The organism is Thioalkalivibrio sp. ALR17-21, from assembly GCF_000420185.1.
Classification (GTDB): Bacteria; Pseudomonadota; Gammaproteobacteria; order Ectothiorhodospirales; family Ectothiorhodospiraceae; genus Thioalkalivibrio; species Thioalkalivibrio halophilus.
Window position 1 is genome coordinate 1 of the sequence record NZ_ATUL01000007.1, and the last position, 19,043, is coordinate 19,043.

Sequence of the window (19,043 nt, forward strand, 5' to 3'; positions counted from 1 at the left end):
CCACGATCGCCTCCTGTTCCGCTGTGAGCGTCGTGTGCATCGTCTTCGGACGATGGGTCCGGTCTTCCACCTCGGTGCGCCGGCGGCGCCACTTGCGCACCGTCATGCGACTGATGCCGTAGCGCCGGGCCAGTTCCGGGTCGCTGACGCCGGCCGGCGCCTCCTGCAGTTCCTGCCGGATCCGGGGTGTGGTGCGGGCGTTGGAATGGATGGTACTCGCCATGCGGTCAGCCTCCCGTTCGCTCATCGGGCACAATACTCATCCACTCCCGGGCATGAAACAGGGGTGCCTTCTCTCGCGGTATGCAATCAGGCGTGACCTGACACATACCCCAGACCCTCCAGATACTGCTGCAGTTCTTGGGCGGCGGCATCCCGCTTGGCCTCGATATCGGCCAGCGTCACCCGGTACTTGTCCCACCAGGTCTCGAAGGCGACGATCACCTGCTGGCGCTGCTGGCGGATGTGACGTTCGAGGATGCCCTTGAGGTCGTTGTGCAGGATGGTGCCGACCAGCTCGGCGGCGGCGGGCTCGTCCAGGGCGTCCACGGCGGCGTTCAGGTGGGTCTCGAAGCTGGCGACTTTGGCCTTGTGCTGCTTCTTCACCTGGGTGCGTTCGCTCTTCCACTCCTTGATCTCGGCCGGGGTCGGGGCCTCGTCGTCCTCGCTGGTAGCTTCGCCCTCGCCGTCGTCGTCGCCTTCGGGCTTGGCCTCGGCGGCCTTGATGCGGGCGTCCAGCTCGGCCTTGCGGGTGGCCAGCTCTTCGAGCTCGGCCACGTAGTCCTGCAGCAGGAAGTGCACCAGGCGGTGGTCCAGCGGGTTGGCCTTGTTCTGATCGTCCTCCAGCTGGCTGATGATGGTGGTGCGCCAGGCGTCCACCACGCCCCGGCAGCCGCGGGTCTGCAGGGTGCGGAACTCGTTCTTGTTGTCGAACCAGAAGCCGGCAATGATGCCGCGCACCGCAAAGCGGTCGAGCATGCCGGTGGGCTCCAGGGCGGCGGAGAAACTGCCCAGCAATTCATCGCGCAGCCGCGTCAGGCGGCCGCCGTTGCCGGAGAGCGCGGTGATGCTGGCGCCGTGCTCGGCCCACCAGGCTTCGAAGGCGGCCAGCACGCGGGCCTCGCGTTCCTGCAGGCCGGTGTCGGCCTCGATGGCCGGCTTGAGGTCGCGCTTCTCGCTCAGGTGGTCGGCGAAGTCCACGTAGTCGGGATCGTCCGCCCGGGGCGTGAACAGGTGCATCGGGTCGAGGCCCTGGGCGTCGAACAGGGGGCGCCGGGCCTCGATCTCCTTCAGCGGCACGCCGCCCTTGAGGTGGGCGCGCACGTCCTGGGGCTCGGGCGGCGGGGTGTTGTCGGCGTAGCGGCGGATGTTCAGGTTGTAGTCGTTCTCGCGCAGCTCCTCGAGGGGCACGACCCGGGCGAAGCCGGGCACATCCTCGAAGGCATCCCAGGTGCTGACGATCTTCTCGATGTGTTCCGGCAGCAGGTGGTTCTGGGCACGCCCCTCGTGGAACTCCCGGTCGGCGTTGATGAACAGGACGCGGCCCTTGCGCTCCCCGGGCTTGGCGCCCCTGGCGCGCAGCACCAGGATGCTCGCCGGGATGCCGGTGCCGTAGAACAGGTTGGGTGCCAGGCCGATCACCGCCTCCACCAGGTCGTCTTCCAGCAGGCCGGCGCGGATGCGCTTCTCGTCGCCGCCGCGGAACAGCACGCCGTGGGGCATGACGGTGGCCAGGCGACCGTTGGCGTTCAGGCTGGCGACCATGTGCTGCAGGAACATCAGGTCGGCCTTCTTGGCGCCCTCGGGCACGCTGCCGTAGTGGAAACGCTCCGGGAAGTGCGGGCTGGAGGTGTAGCCGATGGAGAACGGCGGGTTGGTGAGGATGCGGTCGAAGCGCTTGAGCTCGCCGCCCTCCACGTGCTGCGGATCGGTCAGGGTGTCGTCGTTGCGCAGGTCGGCGCTGCTGATTCCGTGCAGCAGCATGTTCATCTTGGCGATGGCCCAGACCGAGCCGGAGGCCTCCTGACCGAACAGGTTGAGTTTGCGCGTGTCGCCACCCTGCTCTTCCAGGTTCTCCTTGGACAGGATCAGCATCCCGCCCGACCCCATGCACGGGTCGTACACGCTGTGGCCCTCCTGCGGATCCATCAGCCGCACTATCATGCGGACCACCGGCCGCGGGGTGTAGAACTCGCCGCCCTTCTTGCCGGCCGAGTCGGCGAAATCGCGGATCAGGTACTCGTAGGCGGCCCCCAGCAGGTCGGGGAACTCGAAGTCCTCGTTACGCAGGCGGTACTCGCTGAAGTGGACGATCAGGTCGCGCAGCTTCTTGTCCGGCAGCGTGGTGGAGCCCACCTTGCGGGTGAAGTCGATGTGCTCCAGCACCCCGGCCAGGCTGGGGTTGTGCTCTTCCAGTCCGGCCAGCGCCTTGTTCAGCTCGTTGCCCACGCCCTGGTGGGCCTCGTTCAGCAGGTACTCCCAGCGCGCTTTCGGCGGCACGTAGAAGTCCGCCTTGTACCAGCTCGGCATCTCGACGAGCCTGGCGATCTCGTCCTCGCTCTTGCCGCTGGCGCGCAGGTTGTCGCGCACCTCTTCCCGCCGCTGCTCGAAGACGTCCGAGCAGCGCTTCAGGAACAGCATGCCGAAGATGTACTCCTTGAACTCCGAGGCGTCCATGCGCCCGCGGAGGATGTCCGCCGCCGCGAACAGGTGCCGTTCGAGCTGGTTCAGGGTGAGGATCATGCAGGGGCCATCCTTGAGTCGCGTGAGGGGGTGGCGTCGCATCCGCCGTTTGCACCGGCCATGTTCGCCCGACGTGACGACAACGCCCGTCGCCCGGCCGAGCGTCATGGTATCGATCCCGATTCCACCCCGCCACGACCGGACCATGCCCCGGCCGCGGGGCGCGCAAGCACTTTCCTCCGTCAGGACACGGGCTCGCCACCATGCCGCCCCGGGAACCGATCCGGGAAGTCCAGCCACCACCCGTCGCCCGGTCTTGCGTGCAGCCGCGCACCCCGATCATGCGGAGGCCGTCACGCCCTCGCGCCCGGGCCGTACATCCTCATTTACAGCAACTCGCGGGGCCGCCCCGCATCCGCTTTCCCATAACGAATCAGGCCTCCTGAGCGGCCTTTTGCTCAAGGTGACGATGCAGCAATGCGCCCGTCACTACCACGCCGAGGTCGAGCACCAGGAGTACCGTCCACACCGCCCAGGCGGGATTGAGCTCCCCGTGGATCATCTGTGTGATCAGCGGGATCAACAGGGGCAGAAGGAGGAAAATAACCAGCGGGAGCACGAATATCGCCAGCAAAATCCGCATGGTTGCAAACAGCGTCGAGGTCCATATGAAAGCTCCCCCGGTGCGTCGCCACTCGGCGATCTCGTGCGCGCTGGCGGCGGTCAGCCCGATGACGCCGGCGAGCATTGCCCAGACCAGACCGGTTTCGACGATGTGTTGCCAGGCTTGCAGCGCCGCATCGGGCACGCGAGCGGCTGACAGGCCATCCTCGCCCCAGGCCAGCCAGATCAGCGCTCCTCCGGCCACGGCCAGCGTCCAGAACAACGGGACAAGTCCGATTCCGTTGGCAGCGCGAAAGTCCGGGCAGTCGACCACGGTGCGCGAAATCACAAGGCCGAGCCACAGCATGAAAACGAACTCGAACACCAGAGGTATCAGCAGGTGGCTGGCGGGCAGCCCGTCGGCCACCGCCCGGGCAGCCAGCGCGTAGAACACCACCAGGGTGGCCAGCCGCACGCCCAGCGTCAGCCGGTCGGTCGCCAGCGACCGCCGCAGTGCGCCCCCATGTCTTGCGCATCGTACGGCCCGTAATCGGTATCGTTGCCTCTTCCTGCACCCACATCTCCCCCGTACCCGTCGTCTCTCGCGGTGATGTCGACCCGTATCCAGGGTCACCACAGAAAGGGCTGGCATTCCCGACCAAACCCTAAATATCAGGAGGGAATATCGCAATCGCGAGGACGCCAGAATTTCGGTGTATTCCGGGCGAAGGCGACCTTGCTCTGCCCGCTGGCGCGATCGTGCCCGGGTGGGGGAAACTGGCGGGCACTGGCGACTGTGGTGCGGGGATGGAGCATGGACGGATCCGGTGGCGGGCTGCGGGGAAACCGTGCGGGGGTGGCCCGGGCGCGCTGTTCGGGGTGGGTACTGCGCGTGGCGGGCTACGCCGGGATCTGGTGGATCCTGACCGAGGGCGATCCGGGGGCCTGGTGGTGGGGCGTGCCGGCGATCCTGGCGGCGGCCTGGCTCAATCCCTTCGCGCCGGGATGGACGGGGGGCTGGCGAATCCGCGGGATCATCGCCTTCGTGCCGGTGTTTCTGTTCTTTTCGCTGCGCAGCGCGCTGGATGTGGCCTGGCGTGCGGTGCATCCCCGTTGCCCGCTGGAGCCGGCCCTGCTGGATTACCCCTGGGCGCTGCCGGCGGGGACCCCGCGCCTGATGTTCGCCAATCTGGTCAATCTGATGCCCGGGACCCTGTGCGTGCGCATCTCGGAACAGGCGATTACGCTGCATGTGCTGGCCCGTCCCCGCCGGACCCAGGACATGCTGGAGCGTCTGGAGGGGCATGTGATGAACATGTTTCAGCCAGAATCGCCCAATGACTGATCTGTTCCCGTTCCTGGTGATCCTGCTGATGCTCAACATCGTGGTGGGGCTGATGCGGGTGCTGCGCGGTCCAACGGCCGCCGACCGCATGCTGGCCGCGGAGATGTTCGCGACCTCGGCCATCGCCATCGCGCTGCTGCTGGCAGTGCTGACGCAGCGCGAGGCCCTGGTGGATCTGGCGCTGGTGTTTGCGCTGCTGTCGGCGCTGGCGGTGGTCACGTTCGTGAACCGCGCCTGGTCCGGCCGCACCCGTTCCAGCGACGAGGAGCACCGGCCGTGAGCCTGACGGGCGTGATCGGGGGGATCCTGACGGTGGGCGGTGTGCTGTTCCTGCTGCTGGGTACGCTGGGGCTGCTGCGTTTTCCGGATGTGTATACCCGCCTGCATGCCCAGCCCAAGGCCGACAACATCGGCCTGGGTATGATCTGCCTGGGGCTGGGGGTGTATTCGGGCAGTCTGACCCTGACCCTGAAGCTGCTGCTGGTGTGGCTGCTGATGCTGGTCGCCACGGCCGTGGGGGCGGGTCTGATCGCACGCGCCGCGTTGCGCCGCGGTATCCGGCCGTGGGGGCTGTGAATGGGCGCCCTGGGTCTGGCATTCGACGGGATTCTGGTCACGGCGCTGCTGTGGACCGCCTGGCAGGCGATCCACGCGGCAGGCCTGTTCCGCGCGGTGGTCAGTTTCATAGTATTCGGGCTGCTGATGGCGCTGGCCTGGGTGCGCCTGGAGGCGCCGGACATCGCTCTGGCCGAAGCGGCAATCGGCGCGGGCATCACCGGTGCGCTGCTGCTGTCCGCGCTGGGGCGGCTGGACTGGGAGGCGGGGCGCGCGTCGGATGTGTGCCAGCGCGGGCGCGACCGGGCGTTCTGGCTGCCGATGGGGCTGTTGCTGCTGGCCGGCCTGGGCGGGGCGGCGTGGCTGCTCCCGGCCCCGGGGCTGGGCGAACCGGTGGCCGCGGAACTCGGGCGCTCCGGGGTGGAAAACCCGGTCACCGCCGTACTGCTCAACTTCCGCGCCTTCGACACCTTGCTGGAGATCGCCATTCTGCTGCTGGGCGTGGTCGTGCTGTGGTCGCTGGGTCCTACCCCCTGGCCTTCCTCGCCCGAACTGGTGTCGCCCGCCCTGCCCGCTCTGGGCCGGGTGCTGTTCCCTGCCTTCGTGCTGGTCTCGGCCTATCTGCTGTGGCGCGGCAGTCATGCGCCGGGGGGTGCCTTCCCCGCGGGCGCGGTGATGGGCGCCGGTGGGGTGCTGATGCTGCTGGCCGGCGCCCGGCCCTGGCTGTCGGGTGACGTCTACGGCCCGTGGCGCTGGGCGCTTGCGCTGGGGATGACCGCGATGCTGGGGGTGGCCTTCGCAGTGATGGCCGGGGGGCACGGGTTCTTCGAGTACCCGGTCGAGCTGGCCGGCTGGCTGATCCTGCTGCTGGAGCTTGCCGCGGGGCTCTCCATCGCGCTGCTGCTGTTCGCGCTGTATCTGGGTGGCGAGCCCCCGGCCGACTGGGACACCCGGAGGCCGGCATGACCCTGTATCTGCTGCTGGCCATCGCGCTGCTGATCATCGGCCTGCACGGGCTGTGCGTCCGTGCGCAGCTGATGCGCAAGATCCTCGCGCTGAACGTCCTGACCACCGCGGTCTTCCTGCTGCTGGTGGCGCTGGCGCATGCCGCCGAGGTACTGGACCCCGTGCCTCACGCGATGGTGCTGACGGGCATCGTGGTGACGGTGTCGACCACGGCGGTGGCGCTGGGGCTGATGGTTCGCCTGCTGGAGCGGCGTGGCGGGCCCGCGAACGGCCACCACGGCCGGGACTCGCGCGACCCGTGAGCATCGCGCTGGCCACGGCCATGGTGGTGGGGCTGCCGCTGATGGCGGCGGCCGTCGCCTTCGCGCATCCGCGACGGGGCCGCATGGCGACGCTGGGTACCGGACTGCTGCTGTTGCCGGTACTGGCCGTTCTGGTCCTCGAAAACCTGCGCACCGGCCCCTGGCGCCAGGACCTGGGGGGCTGGGCCGCGCCATTGGGAATCGGCTGGCAGATCGATGCCCTCGCCCTGACCCTGCTTGTCCTGACCACTGTGGTCGCGCTGGCCGCGGCGATCTATCGCCTTGCCGAGCGCCGTCTGGTGCCGGAAAGTCGCCAGAGACGGTATTTCTGGCCGTTGTGGCTGTTTTTGTGGGGCGGGCTCAACGCCTTGTTCCTGTCCGCCGATCTGTTCAATCTCTACGTGATCCTGGAGATGGTGGCGCTGGCGGCGGTGGCGCTGATCGCCGCCGCCGGCGGGCCGGCGCTGGCCGCGGCATGGCGCTACTTCCTCGCAACGCTGCTGGGCTCCACGCTGTATCTTCTGGGTGTCGCCCTGCTCTACGGCCAGTACGGCGCGCTGGATATCGCCCTGCTGACCGGCCGGGCCGCGGAGGAGCCCGTCACCCTGGCGGCTGCGGTGATGATCACCCTGGGTCTGTTGCTGAAGGGGGCGATCTTCCCGCTGCATTTCTGGCTGCCCTCGGCCCATGGGCGAGCGCATGCGGCGGTCAGTGCGGTGCTTTCCGCTGTGGTGGTGACCGCGGCGTTCTATCTGCTGGTGCGTCTGTGGTTCGGTCCGTTTGGCGGGATGCTTCCGGGGCTGTCCGCACAGCTGCTGGGCCTGCTGGGGGCGGCGGCGGTCATCTGGGGCGGTGTGCTGGCCATGCTCCAGCGCCACCTGAAGATGGTGATTGCCTATTCCACGGTGTCGCAGCTGGGGTTCGCCCTGCTGGTGTTCCCGCTGGCCGCCGCCGGCGCCCTCCCCGAGCAGGCCCATGCAGGCATGCTGATGCTGCTGCTGGCCCATGGCCTGGCCAAGGGCAGCCTGTTCCTTGCGGCGGGCTGTCTGGCCTGGCAGTGGGGCAGCGACCACCTGCGCCGTATCGGCCCGCCGATGGCCGGCGGCAGCCTGCTGGCCTGGATCGCGATCGCGCTGGCGGCGGCGAGTCTGGTGGGTCTGCCGCCCAGCGGGGGCTTCGTTGCCAAGTGGTGGCTGCTGGAATCGGCCCTGGCCGCGCGCGCCTGGCCCTGGGCGGCAGTGATCGTGCTCGGGACGTTCATCACCGCCGGATACCTGTGGCGCATCCTGCGTGATCCATTGCGTGCGGGAAGCGTTGATGCGGCCGCGGTCCCCGCACGGGCGCAACCGCTGCCCATTCCGCTCGCCATGCCCCGGGCCGCATTGCTGCTGGCCCTGGCGGCGATCGCGAGCGGCCTGTTCGCCACGGCGCTGCGCTCGGCCTTTGAGGCCGGGGGGCTGGCCGCATGAACGCCACGCAGCTCGCACTGCTGCTTGCCGTGCTGGCACCATGGCTGGCCCTGACCGCGCTCGCGCTCCCCGCCCTGCGTCGCCGGGCCACCATCCTGCTGCCGCTGGCGGCCCTGCCGGCGCTCTTGCTGGCCCTGGCAGGCCCCGACCCCGATGCCGGGATCGTGCTGCCCGGGCTGCTGGATCAGGCCCGTCTGGCGCTGGATGGTACCGCCCGCACCTTTCTGTTGCCCGGCGCCCTGTTGTGGGTGCTCGCCGGGGCGTACGCCCATCGGCACCCGCTGACACACCCGCTGCGGTTTGCCGTGTTCTGGCTGCTGACCCTGGCCGGCTACCTGCTGCTGGTGCTGGCGGCGGATCTGCTCACCTTCTATGCCGGCTTCGCGCTGATGACCTTCGCGGCCTACGGTCTGGTCACCCACACCGGCGGCGTGACGGCCCTGCGGGCCGGACGGCTCTACCTCGGCCTGATGCTGATCGGCGAGGTCGCGCTGTTCACGGCGGTGGCCTGGACCACCATGCTCGCCGGTCCGGGGAATTCGCCGGATCTCGTCGGACTGGGTGCGGGCATGGAACCGGCCGCCGCCCTGCTGTTCGCGATCGGCTTCGGCCTGAAGCTGGGCGCGCCGGGGCTGCATGCCTGGCTGCCCCGGGCCCACGCGGTGGCGCCGGTGCCGGCCAGTGCGGTGCTGAGCGGGGTGATGATCAAGGTCGGCGCCCTGGGGGCATGGCGACTGCTGGAAGGCGGTCTTGAGATCCCCGGGCACGGCGACCTGATCCTGACCGCGCTGGGCCTCACGGGCACCTTTTATGCCGTGGCCGCGGGTCTGCGCCAGTCCGAACCCAAGACCATCCTCGCCTGGTCCAGCGTCAGTCAGATGGGTCTGGTGGTCGCCCTGCTCGGGATGGCCGCGGCCGGGACGTCGCCGGCCGCGGTCTGGGCGGGCCTGGCGGTGATGCTCGCTCATCACGGTCTGGCCAAGGGGGCGCTGTTCCTCGGAACGGGGCTGCTGGCCACGGCGGCGGATCGGTGCACCCGGAGGGCGTTGCTGTTTGGCCTGGCGCTGGCCGGGTCCGCGCTCGCGGCCGCGCCGCTCTCCGGCGGCGCCCTGGCCAAGGCCGCCCTCACGACCGGAATGCCCGGCTGGCTGGCGGGGGTGACCGGCACCGCCACCGCCCTGCTGATGCTGCATTTCCTGCGGCACACGGCCAGCCACACCCCGGATCCAGAACCGGAGCGGTCGACCCGCGGCAATGACCGCCACCGGGGCATGATGGGGTGCATGGTGCTCTGGTGGGCGACCCTCGCGGCCGGGCTTGTGCTGCCCTGGTGGGTGGCCGATGCTTCCCTGCGCGAATACGTCCTGACCACATCGGCCATCGGGAACGGTCTCTGGCCGCTGCTACTGGCCGGGGTACTGGCAGGCGGGGCATGGTGGCTGCGATCCCTGTGGCCCGGGATCGGCGTGGCCGCGGCGCGGCCACCCGCACCCGGCCGAAGCGCCCCGCGCCCCCTGCCCGGCATGGGCCGGCTGGCTCACTGGTGGACCCTGACCGAACGCCAGCTGCATCGCTGGCCGGTCATCGGGCGTGTGGCCACCACGATGATCCTGCTGCTGGCGCTCGCGCTGGCCTTTTCGTCCATCCCATAGCGTCCTCGTCATTGCGAGGAGCCGAAGGCGACGCGGCAATCGGCCGACGTTGGCGACGCGCCGGGACCGGTGGCTCTGGACGGAGATCGCCACGTCGCTTCGCGACTCGCGATGACGGGAGAGAGCCCCGCACTTACTAGGGGAACGAGCCTCGCGACTCGCGATGGCGGGGGCATAAAACGGCGTCGCGCGGGCGGGTGCGGGTGGATGCCCCGCGGGTCCGTGTCAGGCAGAATGCGCGGGACGGTTCCGGACGAAGGCAGGCGCATGACCGAGCAACAGTTGCGCGAGGCGGTGATCGACACGGCGCTCGAAACCAACCGGCGCGGCCTCAACCAGGGTACATCCGGTAACGTCAGTGTACGCTGCGGTCACGGCCTGCTGATCACCCCCTCCGGCGTGGCGTACGAGGACCTGGCGCCGGAGGATCTGGTGTACATGGATGCCGAGGGACGCTGGCCCGCGCACCAGAAGCCTTCCAGCGAATGGCATTTTCATCGCGCGATCCTGCGGGAACGCGAAGATATCCATGCGGTGGTGCACGTGCATTCGGTGTACGCCAGCGTGGTCGCGATCCAGCAGCGCGACATCCCGCCGCTGCATTACATGATCGCGGCCGCCGGCGGCGACTCCATCCGCTGTGCCCCGTATGCCACCTTCGGGACCCCGGAACTCTCGCGACATGCGCTTGCCGCACTGGATGACCGCTACGCCTGTCTGCTGGCGAACCACGGGATGATCGCCACCGGGCCGGACCTCGCACGCGCGCTGTGGCTCACCGAGGAGGTCGAACTGCTGGCGCAGCAGTACGTGCTGAGCCTGTCCATCGGCGGCCCCGCCCTGCTGGATGCCGCGGAGATGCAGCGCGTGCGGGAGGCTTTCAAGCAGTACGGCCCGCGGCGGGAGGCGGCCCCGAACGGATCCGGACAGGAACCGGACGACCCCTGAGACGGCGTGACGCGCCCCGGGCTCGCCCGGTCTATTCTTTCGTTTTCACCCCTGCGAGCAGAGAGATTGCACCATGGCCAGCGGCACCCGTTTTTCGGTGGGCGAGATCGTCCATCACCTCAAGTATGATTACCGCGGCGTCATCGTGGATGTCGACCCGGTCTACAACGGCTCGGACGAATGGTACGAGACGGTCGCGAAGAGCCGGCCGCCCAAGGACCAACCGTGGTACCACGTGCTGGTGGATGGCTACACCCACAGCACCTATGTGGCCGAGCGCCATCTGGAAAGCGACACCTCGGGCGAACAGATCGATCACCCGGACCTGGGCAAGTTCTTCGACCGCTTCATGAACGGGCGTTACAGTCGCGAGAACCAGACCCGGACACACTGAGGACACCATGAGTCAGGACAACCGCCGCTCGCGCGTGGTCACCGAAGGGCCACGCCGCACACCCAATCGCGCCATGCTGCGTGCCGTCGGGTTCGGGGACGACGACTTCCAGCGTCCCATCGTCGGGATCGCCAACGCGCACAGTACGATCACCCCCTGCAACACGGGGATCGGCGCGCTTGCCGAACGCGCGGAACGGGCGGTGCGTCAGGCCGGCGGCATGCCCCAGACCTTCGGCACCATCACCATCTCCGACGGCATCTCCATGGGCACGCCGGGGATGAAGTACTCGCTGGTCTCGCGCGAGGTGATCGCCGATGCGATCGAAACCGTGGTCAACGGGCAGAGCATGGACGGGGTGCTGGCCACCGGGGGCTGCGACAAGAACATGCCCGGGGCGATGATCGCCCTTGCCCGCCTCAACGTGCCGGCCGTCTTCGTCTATGGCGGCACCATCAAGCCCGGCCATTACAAGGGACAGGAGCTGACCATTGTCAGTGCCTTCGAGGCCGTGGGGCAGCACGGCGCGGGTCGGCTGTCCGACGAGGACCTGCAGGGCGTGGAGCGCAACGCCTGTCCCGGCGCCGGCTCCTGCGGGGGCATGTATACCGCCAATACCATGTCCTCGGCGTTCGAGGCGCTGGGGATGAGCCTGCCCGGATCCTCGACCCAGGCCGCCGAGGATCCGGAAAAGGGCGAATCCGCGGCACGCTCCGGCGAGGTCCTGCTGGAGGCGATCCATGCCGATCGCAAGCCGCGCGACATCCTCACCCGCCCGGCCTTCGAGAATGCCCTCGCGGTGGTCATGGCCCTGGGCGGCTCCACCAACGCGGTGCTGCACCTGCTGGCGATCGCGCACGCCGCCGAGGTGCCCCTGGATCTGGACGATGTCGAACGGATTCGCCGTCGCACCCCGGTCCTGTGCGATCTCAAGCCCTCCGGGCGTTACGTCACCACCGCCTTCCACCAGGCCGGCGGCACACCGCTGGTCATGCGGCTGCTGCTGGATGCCGGACTGCTGCACGGCGATTGCCTGACCATCAGCGGGGAAACCCTGACCGAAACCCTGCGCGACGCGCCGACCGCACCTCCGGCCGAGGCCGCCGACATGGTCCGCACCCCGGCCGACCCGCTCTATCCACAGGGCCACCTGGCGATCCTCAAGGGCAGCCTGGCCCCCGAAGGTGGCGTGGCCAAGGTGACCGGCCTCAAGCGGCGCAGCATCCGGGGACCCGCCCGGGTATTTGATTCCGAGGAGGCCTGCCTCGACGCGATTCTCGCCGGCAAGATCCGCGAGGGCGACGTGATCGTCATTCGCCATGAAGGACCGCGCGGCGGGCCCGGGATGCGCGAGATGCTGGCCCCCACCGCGGCGCTGATCGGTGCCGGTCTGGGAGATGCAGTGGGTCTCGTCACCGACGGGCGATTCTCCGGTGGCACCTACGGCATGGTCGTGGGTCATGTCGCGCCCGAGGCGGCCGCGGGTGGTCCCATCGCGCTGGTGCAGGAAGGCGACCCGATCGTGATCGACGCCGACCGGAACCAGCTGGATCTGGACATCGACCCCGAGGAACTGGAGCGCCGCCGGTCCGCCTGGAAGGCCCCGGAGCCCCCGGTGGCCCGCGGCGTACTTGCCAAATACGCGCGCACGGTGGGCTCGGCCAGCCGCGGCGCCGTGACCGACGACTTCTGAGCCGGACCGGCGCAGCCTCCGCATGACCCATCCTGACCCGCGCTCGCCGCGCTTCAGCATGATGCCTCCGGTGATCGGCTTTCTGCTGGTCACCAACGTCCTGCTGTTCCTGGCCATGCCCGCGCTGGGCAACTGGCTGATGGCCCATTTCGCCCTGTGGCCGATCGGCACCCCGTCCACCATCATGCAGGACGGGTCGATGATGCGCGTGCCGGATTTCCAGGTATGGCAGCTGGTGACCTACGGTTTCCTGCACGGTGGCCCGCTGCACCTGTTCGTCAACATGTTCGTGGTGTGGATGCTGGGCGTTCAGGTCGAGAATTCATGGGGTTCGCGCATGTTCGCGACCTATTTCCTGATCTGCGTGATCGGCGCCGGGCTGGTGCAGCTGGTGGTCACCGCGGGCGGCAACGGGGATGCCATCTACCCGACGGTGGGCGCCTCAGGCGGGGTCTTCGGGGTCCTCCTGGCGTTCGGGATGATGTTCCCCAACCAGCGCCTGTTCCTGATTTTCCTGCCCATCCCGATCAAGGCCAAGTATTTCGTGATCGGCTACGGCATCCTGGAGCTGTATCTCGGGGTGTCCGGGACCATGTCGGGGATCGCCCATTTCGCGCATCTGGGCGGCATGGTGGTCGGCCTGCTGATGATCCAGTACTGGCGCGGGCGGTTGCCGGTTCGGCCCCGGCATCGTCGGCTTTGGTGGTGAGCGCCGGGCCCGGACGCGTCAGCTGTCCGTCCGCGTGCGCAGGTAGTCGCGGAAATCGTCCTTGAGTTCGGGGTGCTTGAGCGCGAACTCGACTGTGGCTTCGAGGTAGCCGAGTTTGCTGCCGCAGTCGAAACGTCGCCCGGAAAACTCCCAGGCCGTCACGCGCTCCTCCTCGCGCAGGCGATCGATGGCATCGGTCAGCTGGATCTCGCCGCCGGCCCCGGGTTCCTGCCGTTCCAGCAGATCGAAGATCCGCGGCGTCAGCACATAGCGCCCGACCACGGCCACGTTCGACGGCGCATCGGCCGGATCGGGTTTTTCCACGATGCCCTTCACGTCCCAGCTGCGGGGGGCTGTGCGTTCCGGATCGATGATGCCGTACTGATGGGTGCGGTCTTCGGGCACCTCTTCCACGCCCAGCACGCTGCAACCATGGCTGTTGTACTGTTCCACCATCTGCGCGGTGGCCCCGCCATCGACCGCCTCGATCAGGTCATCCGCCAGGATCACGGCGAACGGTTCTTCGCGCACCACGGGGCGCGCACACGCGACCGCATGCCCCAGCCCCAGGGCTTCGGCCTGGCGCAGATACACGCAGGTGACGCTCGATGGAACGATGTTGCGGATGCGTTCGAGGAGCTTGGTCTTGCCCCGTTCCTCCAGCTCGTTCTCCAGCTCGTACGCCTTGTCGAAGTGATCGGGAATGGCGCGCTTGTTACGTCCGGTGACGAACACCAGGGTATCGATCCCCGCCGCGACGGCCTCTTCGGCGGCATACTGGATCAGCGGCTTGTCCACCACCGGGAGCATTTCCTTGGGGTTGGCCTTGGTCGCCGGCAGAAAGCGCGTCCCCATGCCGGCCACGGGAAAGACCGCGGTACGGATTCGTTTGCTCTTTTCGGTCATGTGCCCTCCGGGCTGCGGGGCATGGCCGCACGATGGCGGTCATGCCCCGGCCGCTCTCCCTATTCCAGTTCAATCCGATCCAGATTCATTTCCACCGTCCGTTCGCCAATGCCGGACACCTCGGTCAGGGCCTGCACGGATTCGAAATCACCGTGTTCTTCCCGGTGTTCGAGGATGGCACGCGCCGTGACCTCACCGACATTGCTCAGGGTGACCAGCTCCTCCAGCGGTGCCGAATTGACGTTGACGGGCACCTGTTCGCCGGCAGTGACCGGCGAGCCGAGGCTCAGCCCCAGCGCCATGGCGGGCAGCAACATCCGGGCAAAACGGAACATGGATACAGTACGGATCATGGTGAACCTCCTTGTTTTTTCAATGGTGGCGAGCGCCATCTTCCGTGCGCTCACCATGGATCCTAGCCCGATCACTGCGTCGGGGAAACCCCCTGCATGCGTCCCGCGATCGTCCGCATCGCCGCGGCGGGATCCTGCGCACGGGTGATCGGCCGGCCGACCACAATGGCACTGGCGCCGGCCTCCAGTGCCCGTTCCGGCGTCATCACCCGTTTCTGGTCGTCGCCCCCGGCCGTCTCCAGGCGAATCCCGGGCGTCACCAGCCTGGGCGCCGCTCCCAGCTCCCGGCGCAGCATCGCAGCTTCGCGCGCCGAGCAGACCAGCCCGTCCAGCCCCGCCTGCTCCACCGCCAGGCGCCCCAGGCGCATGACCTGGCCATCCGGGGTGTCCTGTACGCCGGTCTCCTCCAGGGTTGCGCGGTCACTGGAAGTCAGCACCGTTACGGCCAGCAGGACCGTCTGTTCGTTGACCTCGCGGACCGCGTCACGGGCCGCCCGCATCATCGCCAGGCCGCCGGAAGCGTGCAGGTTCACCAGCCACACATCCATGCGGGCAGCCGCGCGACAGGCGGCCGCAACCGTGTTGGGGATGTCGTGAAACTTGAGGTCCAGGAATACCCGGAAGCCGAGAGCGTGCAGGCGTTCGACCAGGTCCGGTCCGGCGACCACGAACAGCTCGAAACCCACCTTCAGCGCACACTGGCGGGGGTCCAGACCGCGTGCAAAGGCCAGCGCCTCGTCGCCGGAGGCGAAGTCCAGGGCGACGATCAGCCGCGGCTCCTGCAGGTTCGGGGTTTCCGTTACCGGGTCCATTCAGTGGCTCTCCTCGCGAATCAGTGCCGCTTCGGCGTCTTCGGTGGTCTGATCGATATCGAAATCCAGCCCGCGCAGGGTGTCCCAGCGCCGGCAGCTGGGGCATTGCCAGACATGGCCGCGGCCCTGGTAGCCACAGTTGGTACATTGATACAGGTGCTGACTGCGCAGCTGATCCGACAGCGCCTTCTCGAAGGCCGTGAATTCGCTCACGTAGCTCTGCACCGCGGGCAGTACCTTCATCCAGCGCACCGCCTCCAGCAGCCCCGAGGTGGGCACCGGACGCTGGGCCAGGATGACCCCCAGCTCATGCAGCGCCCGGTCCATGCGTCCGGTCCGTCGATACAGCCGCATCAGTGCGATACGCGCCATGGTCACGCCGCGTTCCTCGGCCAGGTCGGTCAGTACTTGTTCCAGCGCCGCCAGACGATGCTCGCCCGGCAGGGCCTGATGCAACTGCTCCAGCCGCGGGACCAGCAACGGTGCCAGCCGCGGCGTCCGGGCGACTGCGTCGCTGCCGTGATCAATGGCCTCGCGAATGCGTCCCTCGCGTTCGGCGATTTCCGATTTCAGCAGCAGGGCCCGCGACAGGCCCGGTACCAGGGCTTCGGCCTGGCCTGCCCGTTCGGAGGCCTCGGCCAGGTCATTGCGTTCCAGCGCCTCGCTCGCCAGTTCGCAATGGTAATGCGCAACCCGCAGGGGTTCCTGTGGCGAGCCCTCGGCGCGCAGCCGGTTGCCGACCTCGATCGCCTTGCCCCACTCGCGCTGCGTCTCGTATACGTGCCGCAAGCCTTCCAGTGCCTCGGAGGCCTGGTTCGGCGAATTCATGAGTTCGCGGAACACCCCCTCGGCCCGATCAAGCACCCCCGCCAGCAGGAAGTCCTGGCCCAGTTCGCACAGCGCCTGTGCCCGCTGGGCGTCGGTCAGCGCCGGGCGCGCCACCAGGTTCTGGTGAATGCGGATCGCGCGGTCGACTTCGCCCCGCCGCCGGAACAGGCGCCCCAGGATCACGTGCGTTTCAAAGGTTTCATGGTCGACTTCGACCATTTCGATGAAGGTCTGCAGGGCATCGTCGGTACGATCGTCCAGCAGATATCGTACGCCCTGGAGATAGCGGTCCAGCGCGGGATCGCGGGTTTCTTCCTCCTCGGGAACACCTCGGCGCGCGGCCCACCAGCCACTGGCGGCGGCAACCGGCAACAGCAGCCAGAACCAGTCCTCAATCATTCCGGTTCAGTAGAAATCCCGCATCGGCGCGGTCCGCAGCTGTTCCACTTCGACCCGCAGCGCACGGTTCTCATCCCGCAGCCGGTCGATCTTGCGTTGCAGACGCCGTAGCCTCAGCCAGAAGATCAGGGATGCAATCAGTACGCCCGCCAGGGCGCTCAGGCCCAGGAGCACGATCAAGGGGGCCTCGAGGGTGAGACCGGGGAGATGAAGGGTGGCAGCGCCCTCGTTGAACACCACCAGGATCCCGATGCTCGAGGAGATCAGGATCAGGGCCACGAATGCGACCCAGTGCCGCAGCCGGGACTTTCCGCGCTCGGCCATTCGTCGTATCCGCCTACTGGTCCTTTTGCGCGCCGTCATTGACGCGTTCCCGCAATTCCTTGCCGGGCTTGAAGTGAGGGACATATTTGCCGGGCAGGGCCACGCCCTCGCCGGTCTTGGGATTCCGCCCCATGCGCGGGGGCCGGAAATGCAGCGCAAAGCTGCCGAATCCGCGAATTTCCACCCGCTCGCCACTGGCCAGTGCCTGACTCATCCGCTCCAGCAGGGCCTTGACGCTCAGCTCGACGTCGCGTGGCGGAAGGTGCGGTGATTTGCGGGCAAGATTGTCGATCAATTCCGATTTGGTCATCTGGCACTCGCAGCAAAGGGGGAGGAAAGACAAAAAAAGGCCCGCACCCGCGATGGCGACGCGGATGCGGGCGGTGGAACGGGGCTTAGTCGTTCTTGCCCATCTGTTCCTTCAGCAGGTCGCCCAGCGAGGTGGTGGCGCCGCCGCCCTGCCCGTATTCGGACACGGCTTCGGCCTCCTCGGCACGATCCTTCGCCTTGATGGACAGGCTGATCGCACGGGTCTTCTTGTCCACACCCATGAACTTGGCCTCGACCTCGTCGCCCACGTTGAGCACCGTGCGCGCGTCTTCCACGCGGTCCTGGGAGATGTCGGCGGCGCGCAGGATCCCGTCGATGCCATCGGCCAGTTCGATCACGGCGGCCTTGGCGTCCACTTCCTTGACCGTACCCTTCACGATGCTGCCCTTGCTGTGTTCGGCCACGAAGTTGGCGAACGGGTCGCGGTCCAGCTGCTTCAGGCCCAGAGAGATGCGTTCGCGTTCCGGATCCACGGACAGGACCACGGCCTCGACCTCGTCACCCTTCTTGAAGTTGCGGATAGCCTCTTCGCCCGACTCGCTCCAGGAGAGATCCGACAGGTGGATCAGGCCGTCGATGCCGCCTTCCAGGCCCACGAACACGCCGAAATCGGTGATCGACTTGATCTGGCCACGGACCTTCTCGCCACGGTTGTGGTTGGCGGCGAAGTCGTCCCACGGGTTGGACTGGCACTGCTTCATGCCCAGCGAAATGCGGCGGCGCTCTTCGTCCAGGTCCAGGATCATCACCTCGACCTCGTCGCCAATGGCCACGACCTTGCCCGGGTTGACGTTCTTGTTGGTCCAGTCCATTTCGGAGACGTGCACCAAGCCTTCCACGCCGTCTTCGATCTCGACGAAGCAGCCGTAGTCGGTGATGTTGGTGACCTTGCCGAAGATGCGGGTGCCGGTCGGGTAACGGCGGGTGATGTTCTCCCACGGGTCCTCGCCCAGCTGCTTCAGGCCCAGCGAGACACGCATGCGCTCGCGGTCGAACTTGAGAACCTTGACTTCGACTTCCTGGCCGATTTCAACGACATCGGACGGATGCTTGACGCGCTTCCAGGCCATGTCGGTGATGTGGAGCAGGCCGTCGATGCCGCCCAGATCCAGGAACGCACCGTAGTCGGTGAGGTTCTTGACGATACCCTTGACCTGCGCACCTTCCTGCAGGTTCTTGAGCAGTTCCTCGCGCTCGGCGCTGTATTCCTGCTCGACCACGGCGCGACGCGACACGACCACGTTGTTGCGTCGGCGGTCCAGCTTGATGAGCTTGAACTCCAGCTCCTTTCCTTCCAGATACGCGGTATCGCGCACCGGACGGACATCCACGAGTGAACCCGGCAGGAATGCACGGATGTCGCCCAGTTCGACGGTGTAGCCGCCCTTGACCTTGCCGGAGATCTTGCCGGTGACGTATTCCTCGTCTTCCATCGCCCGTTCGAGGCGATCCCAGGCCTTGGCACGCTTGGCCTTCTCGCGAGACATGCGGGTCTCGCCGAAGCCGTCTTCCGGGGTTTCCAGGGCAACTTCCACGACATCGCCCACGGCGACTTCGAGTTCCCCTTCGTCGTTCATGAACTGCTCGGTGGGGATGACCCCCTCGGACTTCAGGCCCGCGTTCACCACGACGACTTCCGGGTTCACCTCAATGACGGTGGCACTGAGGATGGCACCCGGCTGCATCTGGGTGTAGGCCATGCTCTCTTCGAGCAGTTGCGCGAAACTTTCACTCATGGATTTAAAAACCTGTAAAATTAAATGCGGTTACAGA

General features: G+C 67.6%; 21 protein-coding genes. 11 read left to right on the forward strand and 10 right to left on the reverse strand.

Annotated features, from left to right (window positions below):
• The 3 genes from G020_RS0105155 to G020_RS0105165 form a co-directional block, all read right to left on the reverse strand.
• A partial coding sequence (locus tag G020_RS0105155; protein WP_196800305.1) for a helix-turn-helix domain-containing protein occupies positions 1 to 223 on the reverse strand: 223 nt, incomplete at its 3' end.
• Positions 224 to 309: 86 nt separating this feature from the next.
• The gene (locus tag G020_RS0105160) at positions 310 to 2,742 is read right to left on the reverse strand and encodes a class I SAM-dependent DNA methyltransferase (protein ID WP_024328869.1); all 2,433 of its coding nucleotides are present in this window, start codon (positions 2,740 to 2,742) and stop codon (positions 310 to 312) included.
• A gap of 373 nt (positions 2,743 to 3,115) precedes the next feature.
• Positions 3,116 to 3,760, reverse strand: a complete 645-nt coding sequence (locus tag G020_RS0105165; protein WP_024328870.1) for a hypothetical protein — start codon at positions 3,758 to 3,760, stop codon at positions 3,116 to 3,118.
• 339 nt (positions 3,761 to 4,099) lie between these two features.
• Between G020_RS0105165 and G020_RS0105170 the strand changes: the two genes are divergently transcribed.
• The 11 genes from G020_RS0105170 (at position 4,100) to G020_RS0105220 (ending at position 13,318) form a co-directional block, all read left to right on the forward strand.
• Positions 4,100 to 4,630 (forward strand): Na+/H+ antiporter subunit E, encoded by a 531-nt coding sequence (locus G020_RS0105170; protein ID WP_024328871.1) that lies wholly within the window; start codon positions 4,100 to 4,102, stop codon positions 4,628 to 4,630.
• Positions 4,623 to 4,910 (forward strand): monovalent cation/H+ antiporter complex subunit F, encoded by a 288-nt coding sequence (locus G020_RS0105175; RefSeq protein WP_018945993.1) that lies wholly within the window; start codon positions 4,623 to 4,625, stop codon positions 4,908 to 4,910. Before G020_RS0105170 ends, G020_RS0105175 begins: the two co-directional genes overlap by 8 nt.
• A complete protein-coding gene (mnhG, locus tag G020_RS0105180) occupies positions 4,907 to 5,206 on the forward strand; it encodes a monovalent cation/H(+) antiporter subunit G (protein WP_018945992.1) in 300 nt (99 codons plus the stop codon). The genes G020_RS0105175 and mnhG overlap by 4 nt, the downstream gene beginning before the upstream one ends.
• A complete protein-coding gene (locus G020_RS0105185) occupies positions 5,207 to 6,151 on the forward strand; it encodes a hydrogenase subunit MbhD domain-containing protein (protein ID WP_024328872.1) in 945 nt (314 codons plus the stop codon).
• Entirely contained in the window at positions 6,148 to 6,453 is a 306-nt protein-coding gene (locus tag G020_RS0105190) for an NADH-quinone oxidoreductase subunit K (RefSeq protein ID WP_024328873.1), read from the forward strand. Before G020_RS0105185 ends, G020_RS0105190 begins: the two co-directional genes overlap by 4 nt.
• Positions 6,450 to 7,922, forward strand: a complete 1,473-nt coding sequence (locus G020_RS0105195; RefSeq protein WP_024328874.1) for a complex I subunit 5 family protein — start codon at positions 6,450 to 6,452, stop codon at positions 7,920 to 7,922. The genes G020_RS0105190 and G020_RS0105195 overlap by 4 nt, the downstream gene beginning before the upstream one ends.
• Positions 7,919 to 9,574: a complex I subunit 5 family protein gene (locus tag G020_RS0105200; protein ID WP_029681218.1), complete on the forward strand. Its 1,656-nt coding sequence runs from the start codon at positions 7,919 to 7,921 to the stop codon at positions 9,572 to 9,574. The genes G020_RS0105195 and G020_RS0105200 overlap by 4 nt, the downstream gene beginning before the upstream one ends.
• A 267-nt stretch (positions 9,575 to 9,841) precedes the next feature.
• The gene (locus tag G020_RS0105205) at positions 9,842 to 10,522 is read left to right on the forward strand and encodes a class II aldolase/adducin family protein (RefSeq protein ID WP_024328875.1); all 681 of its coding nucleotides are present in this window, start codon (positions 9,842 to 9,844) and stop codon (positions 10,520 to 10,522) included.
• A 73-nt stretch (positions 10,523 to 10,595) separates the two neighbouring features.
• A complete protein-coding gene (hspQ, locus tag G020_RS0105210) occupies positions 10,596 to 10,916 on the forward strand; it encodes a heat shock protein HspQ (RefSeq protein WP_018869428.1) in 321 nt (106 codons plus the stop codon).
• Between the two features lie 7 nt (positions 10,917 to 10,923).
• On the forward strand, positions 10,924 to 12,609 hold the full coding sequence (gene ilvD, locus G020_RS0105215; protein WP_024328876.1) for a dihydroxy-acid dehydratase: 1,686 nt from the start codon (positions 10,924 to 10,926) through the stop codon (positions 12,607 to 12,609).
• A gap of 22 nt (positions 12,610 to 12,631) precedes the next feature.
• Complete coding sequence (locus G020_RS0105220; RefSeq protein ID WP_018945985.1) at positions 12,632 to 13,318, forward strand: rhomboid family intramembrane serine protease; 687 nt, start codon at positions 12,632 to 12,634, stop codon at positions 13,316 to 13,318.
• 18 nt (positions 13,319 to 13,336) lie between these two features.
• On the opposite strand, the gene galU is transcribed toward G020_RS0105220, so the two are convergent.
• The 7 genes from galU to rpsA all read right to left on the reverse strand — a co-directional run bounded on the left by galU (position 13,337) and on the right by rpsA (position 19,006).
• Positions 13,337 to 14,224, reverse strand: coding sequence for a UTP--glucose-1-phosphate uridylyltransferase GalU (gene galU, locus G020_RS0105225; RefSeq protein WP_018945984.1), 888 nt, complete (start codon positions 14,222 to 14,224; stop codon positions 13,337 to 13,339).
• A 59-nt stretch (positions 14,225 to 14,283) separates the two neighbouring features.
• A complete protein-coding gene (locus G020_RS0105230) occupies positions 14,284 to 14,541 on the reverse strand; it encodes a helix-hairpin-helix domain-containing protein (protein WP_051130322.1) in 258 nt (85 codons plus the stop codon).
• A gap of 107 nt (positions 14,542 to 14,648) precedes the next feature.
• A complete protein-coding gene (pyrF, locus tag G020_RS0105235; protein WP_024328878.1) occupies positions 14,649 to 15,389 on the reverse strand; it encodes an orotidine-5'-phosphate decarboxylase in 741 nt (246 codons plus the stop codon).
• Entirely contained in the window at positions 15,390 to 16,616 is a 1,227-nt protein-coding gene (locus G020_RS0105240; protein ID WP_024328879.1) for a tetratricopeptide repeat protein, read from the reverse strand.
• A gap of 6 nt (positions 16,617 to 16,622) precedes the next feature.
• Positions 16,623 to 16,940: a lipopolysaccharide assembly LapA domain-containing protein gene (locus G020_RS0105245; RefSeq protein WP_018945980.1), complete on the reverse strand. Its 318-nt coding sequence runs from the start codon at positions 16,938 to 16,940 to the stop codon at positions 16,623 to 16,625.
• Positions 16,941 to 16,953: 13 nt separating this feature from the next.
• A complete protein-coding gene (locus G020_RS0105250; protein ID WP_018869436.1) occupies positions 16,954 to 17,250 on the reverse strand; it encodes an integration host factor subunit beta in 297 nt (98 codons plus the stop codon).
• A gap of 85 nt (positions 17,251 to 17,335) precedes the next feature.
• Positions 17,336 to 19,006, reverse strand: a complete 1,671-nt coding sequence (gene rpsA, locus G020_RS0105255; RefSeq protein ID WP_018869437.1) for a 30S ribosomal protein S1 — start codon at positions 19,004 to 19,006, stop codon at positions 17,336 to 17,338.
• Between the last annotated feature and the right edge of the window lie 37 nt (positions 19,007 to 19,043).

Excerpts from the sequence above, each read along its gene's own strand:
- hspQ (WP_018869428.1), top strand. The coding sequence starts at position 10,596 with ATGGCCAGCGGCACCCGTTTTTCGGTGGGCGAGATCGTCCATCACCTC.
- G020_RS0105205 (WP_024328875.1), top strand. The coding sequence starts at position 9,842 with ATGACCGAGCAACAGTTGCGCGAGGCGGTGATCGACACGGCGCTCGAA.
- G020_RS0105200 (WP_029681218.1), top strand. The coding sequence starts at position 7,919 with ATGAACGCCACGCAGCTCGCACTGCTGCTTGCCGTGCTGGCACCATGG.
- pyrF (WP_024328878.1), bottom strand. The coding sequence starts at position 15,389 with ATGGACCCGGTAACGGAAACCCCGAACCTGCAGGAGCCGCGGCTGATC.
- G020_RS0105175 (WP_018945993.1), top strand. The coding sequence starts at position 4,623 with ATGACTGATCTGTTCCCGTTCCTGGTGATCCTGCTGATGCTCAACATC.
- G020_RS0105220 (WP_018945985.1), top strand. The coding sequence starts at position 12,632 with ATGACCCATCCTGACCCGCGCTCGCCGCGCTTCAGCATGATGCCTCCG.
- G020_RS0105245 (WP_018945980.1), bottom strand. The coding sequence starts at position 16,940 with ATGGCCGAGCGCGGAAAGTCCCGGCTGCGGCACTGGGTCGCATTCGTG.
- G020_RS0105250 (WP_018869436.1), bottom strand. The coding sequence starts at position 17,250 with ATGACCAAATCGGAATTGATCGACAATCTTGCCCGCAAATCACCGCAC.
- G020_RS0105240 (WP_024328879.1), bottom strand. The coding sequence starts at position 16,616 with ATGATTGAGGACTGGTTCTGGCTGCTGTTGCCGGTTGCCGCCGCCAGT.
- G020_RS0105190 (WP_024328873.1), top strand. The coding sequence starts at position 6,148 with ATGACCCTGTATCTGCTGCTGGCCATCGCGCTGCTGATCATCGGCCTG.
- galU (WP_018945984.1), bottom strand. The coding sequence starts at position 14,224 with ATGACCGAAAAGAGCAAACGAATCCGTACCGCGGTCTTTCCCGTGGCC.
- G020_RS0105160 (WP_024328869.1), bottom strand. The coding sequence starts at position 2,742 with ATGATCCTCACCCTGAACCAGCTCGAACGGCACCTGTTCGCGGCGGCG.
- G020_RS0105170 (WP_024328871.1), top strand. The coding sequence starts at position 4,100 with ATGGACGGATCCGGTGGCGGGCTGCGGGGAAACCGTGCGGGGGTGGCC.
- rpsA (WP_018869437.1), bottom strand. The coding sequence starts at position 19,006 with ATGAGTGAAAGTTTCGCGCAACTGCTCGAAGAGAGCATGGCCTACACC.
- ilvD (WP_024328876.1), top strand. The coding sequence starts at position 10,924 with ATGAGTCAGGACAACCGCCGCTCGCGCGTGGTCACCGAAGGGCCACGC.
- G020_RS0105185 (WP_024328872.1), top strand. The coding sequence starts at position 5,207 with ATGGGCGCCCTGGGTCTGGCATTCGACGGGATTCTGGTCACGGCGCTG.
- G020_RS0105230 (WP_051130322.1), bottom strand. The coding sequence starts at position 14,541 with ATGTTGCTGCCCGCCATGGCGCTGGGGCTGAGCCTCGGCTCGCCGGTC.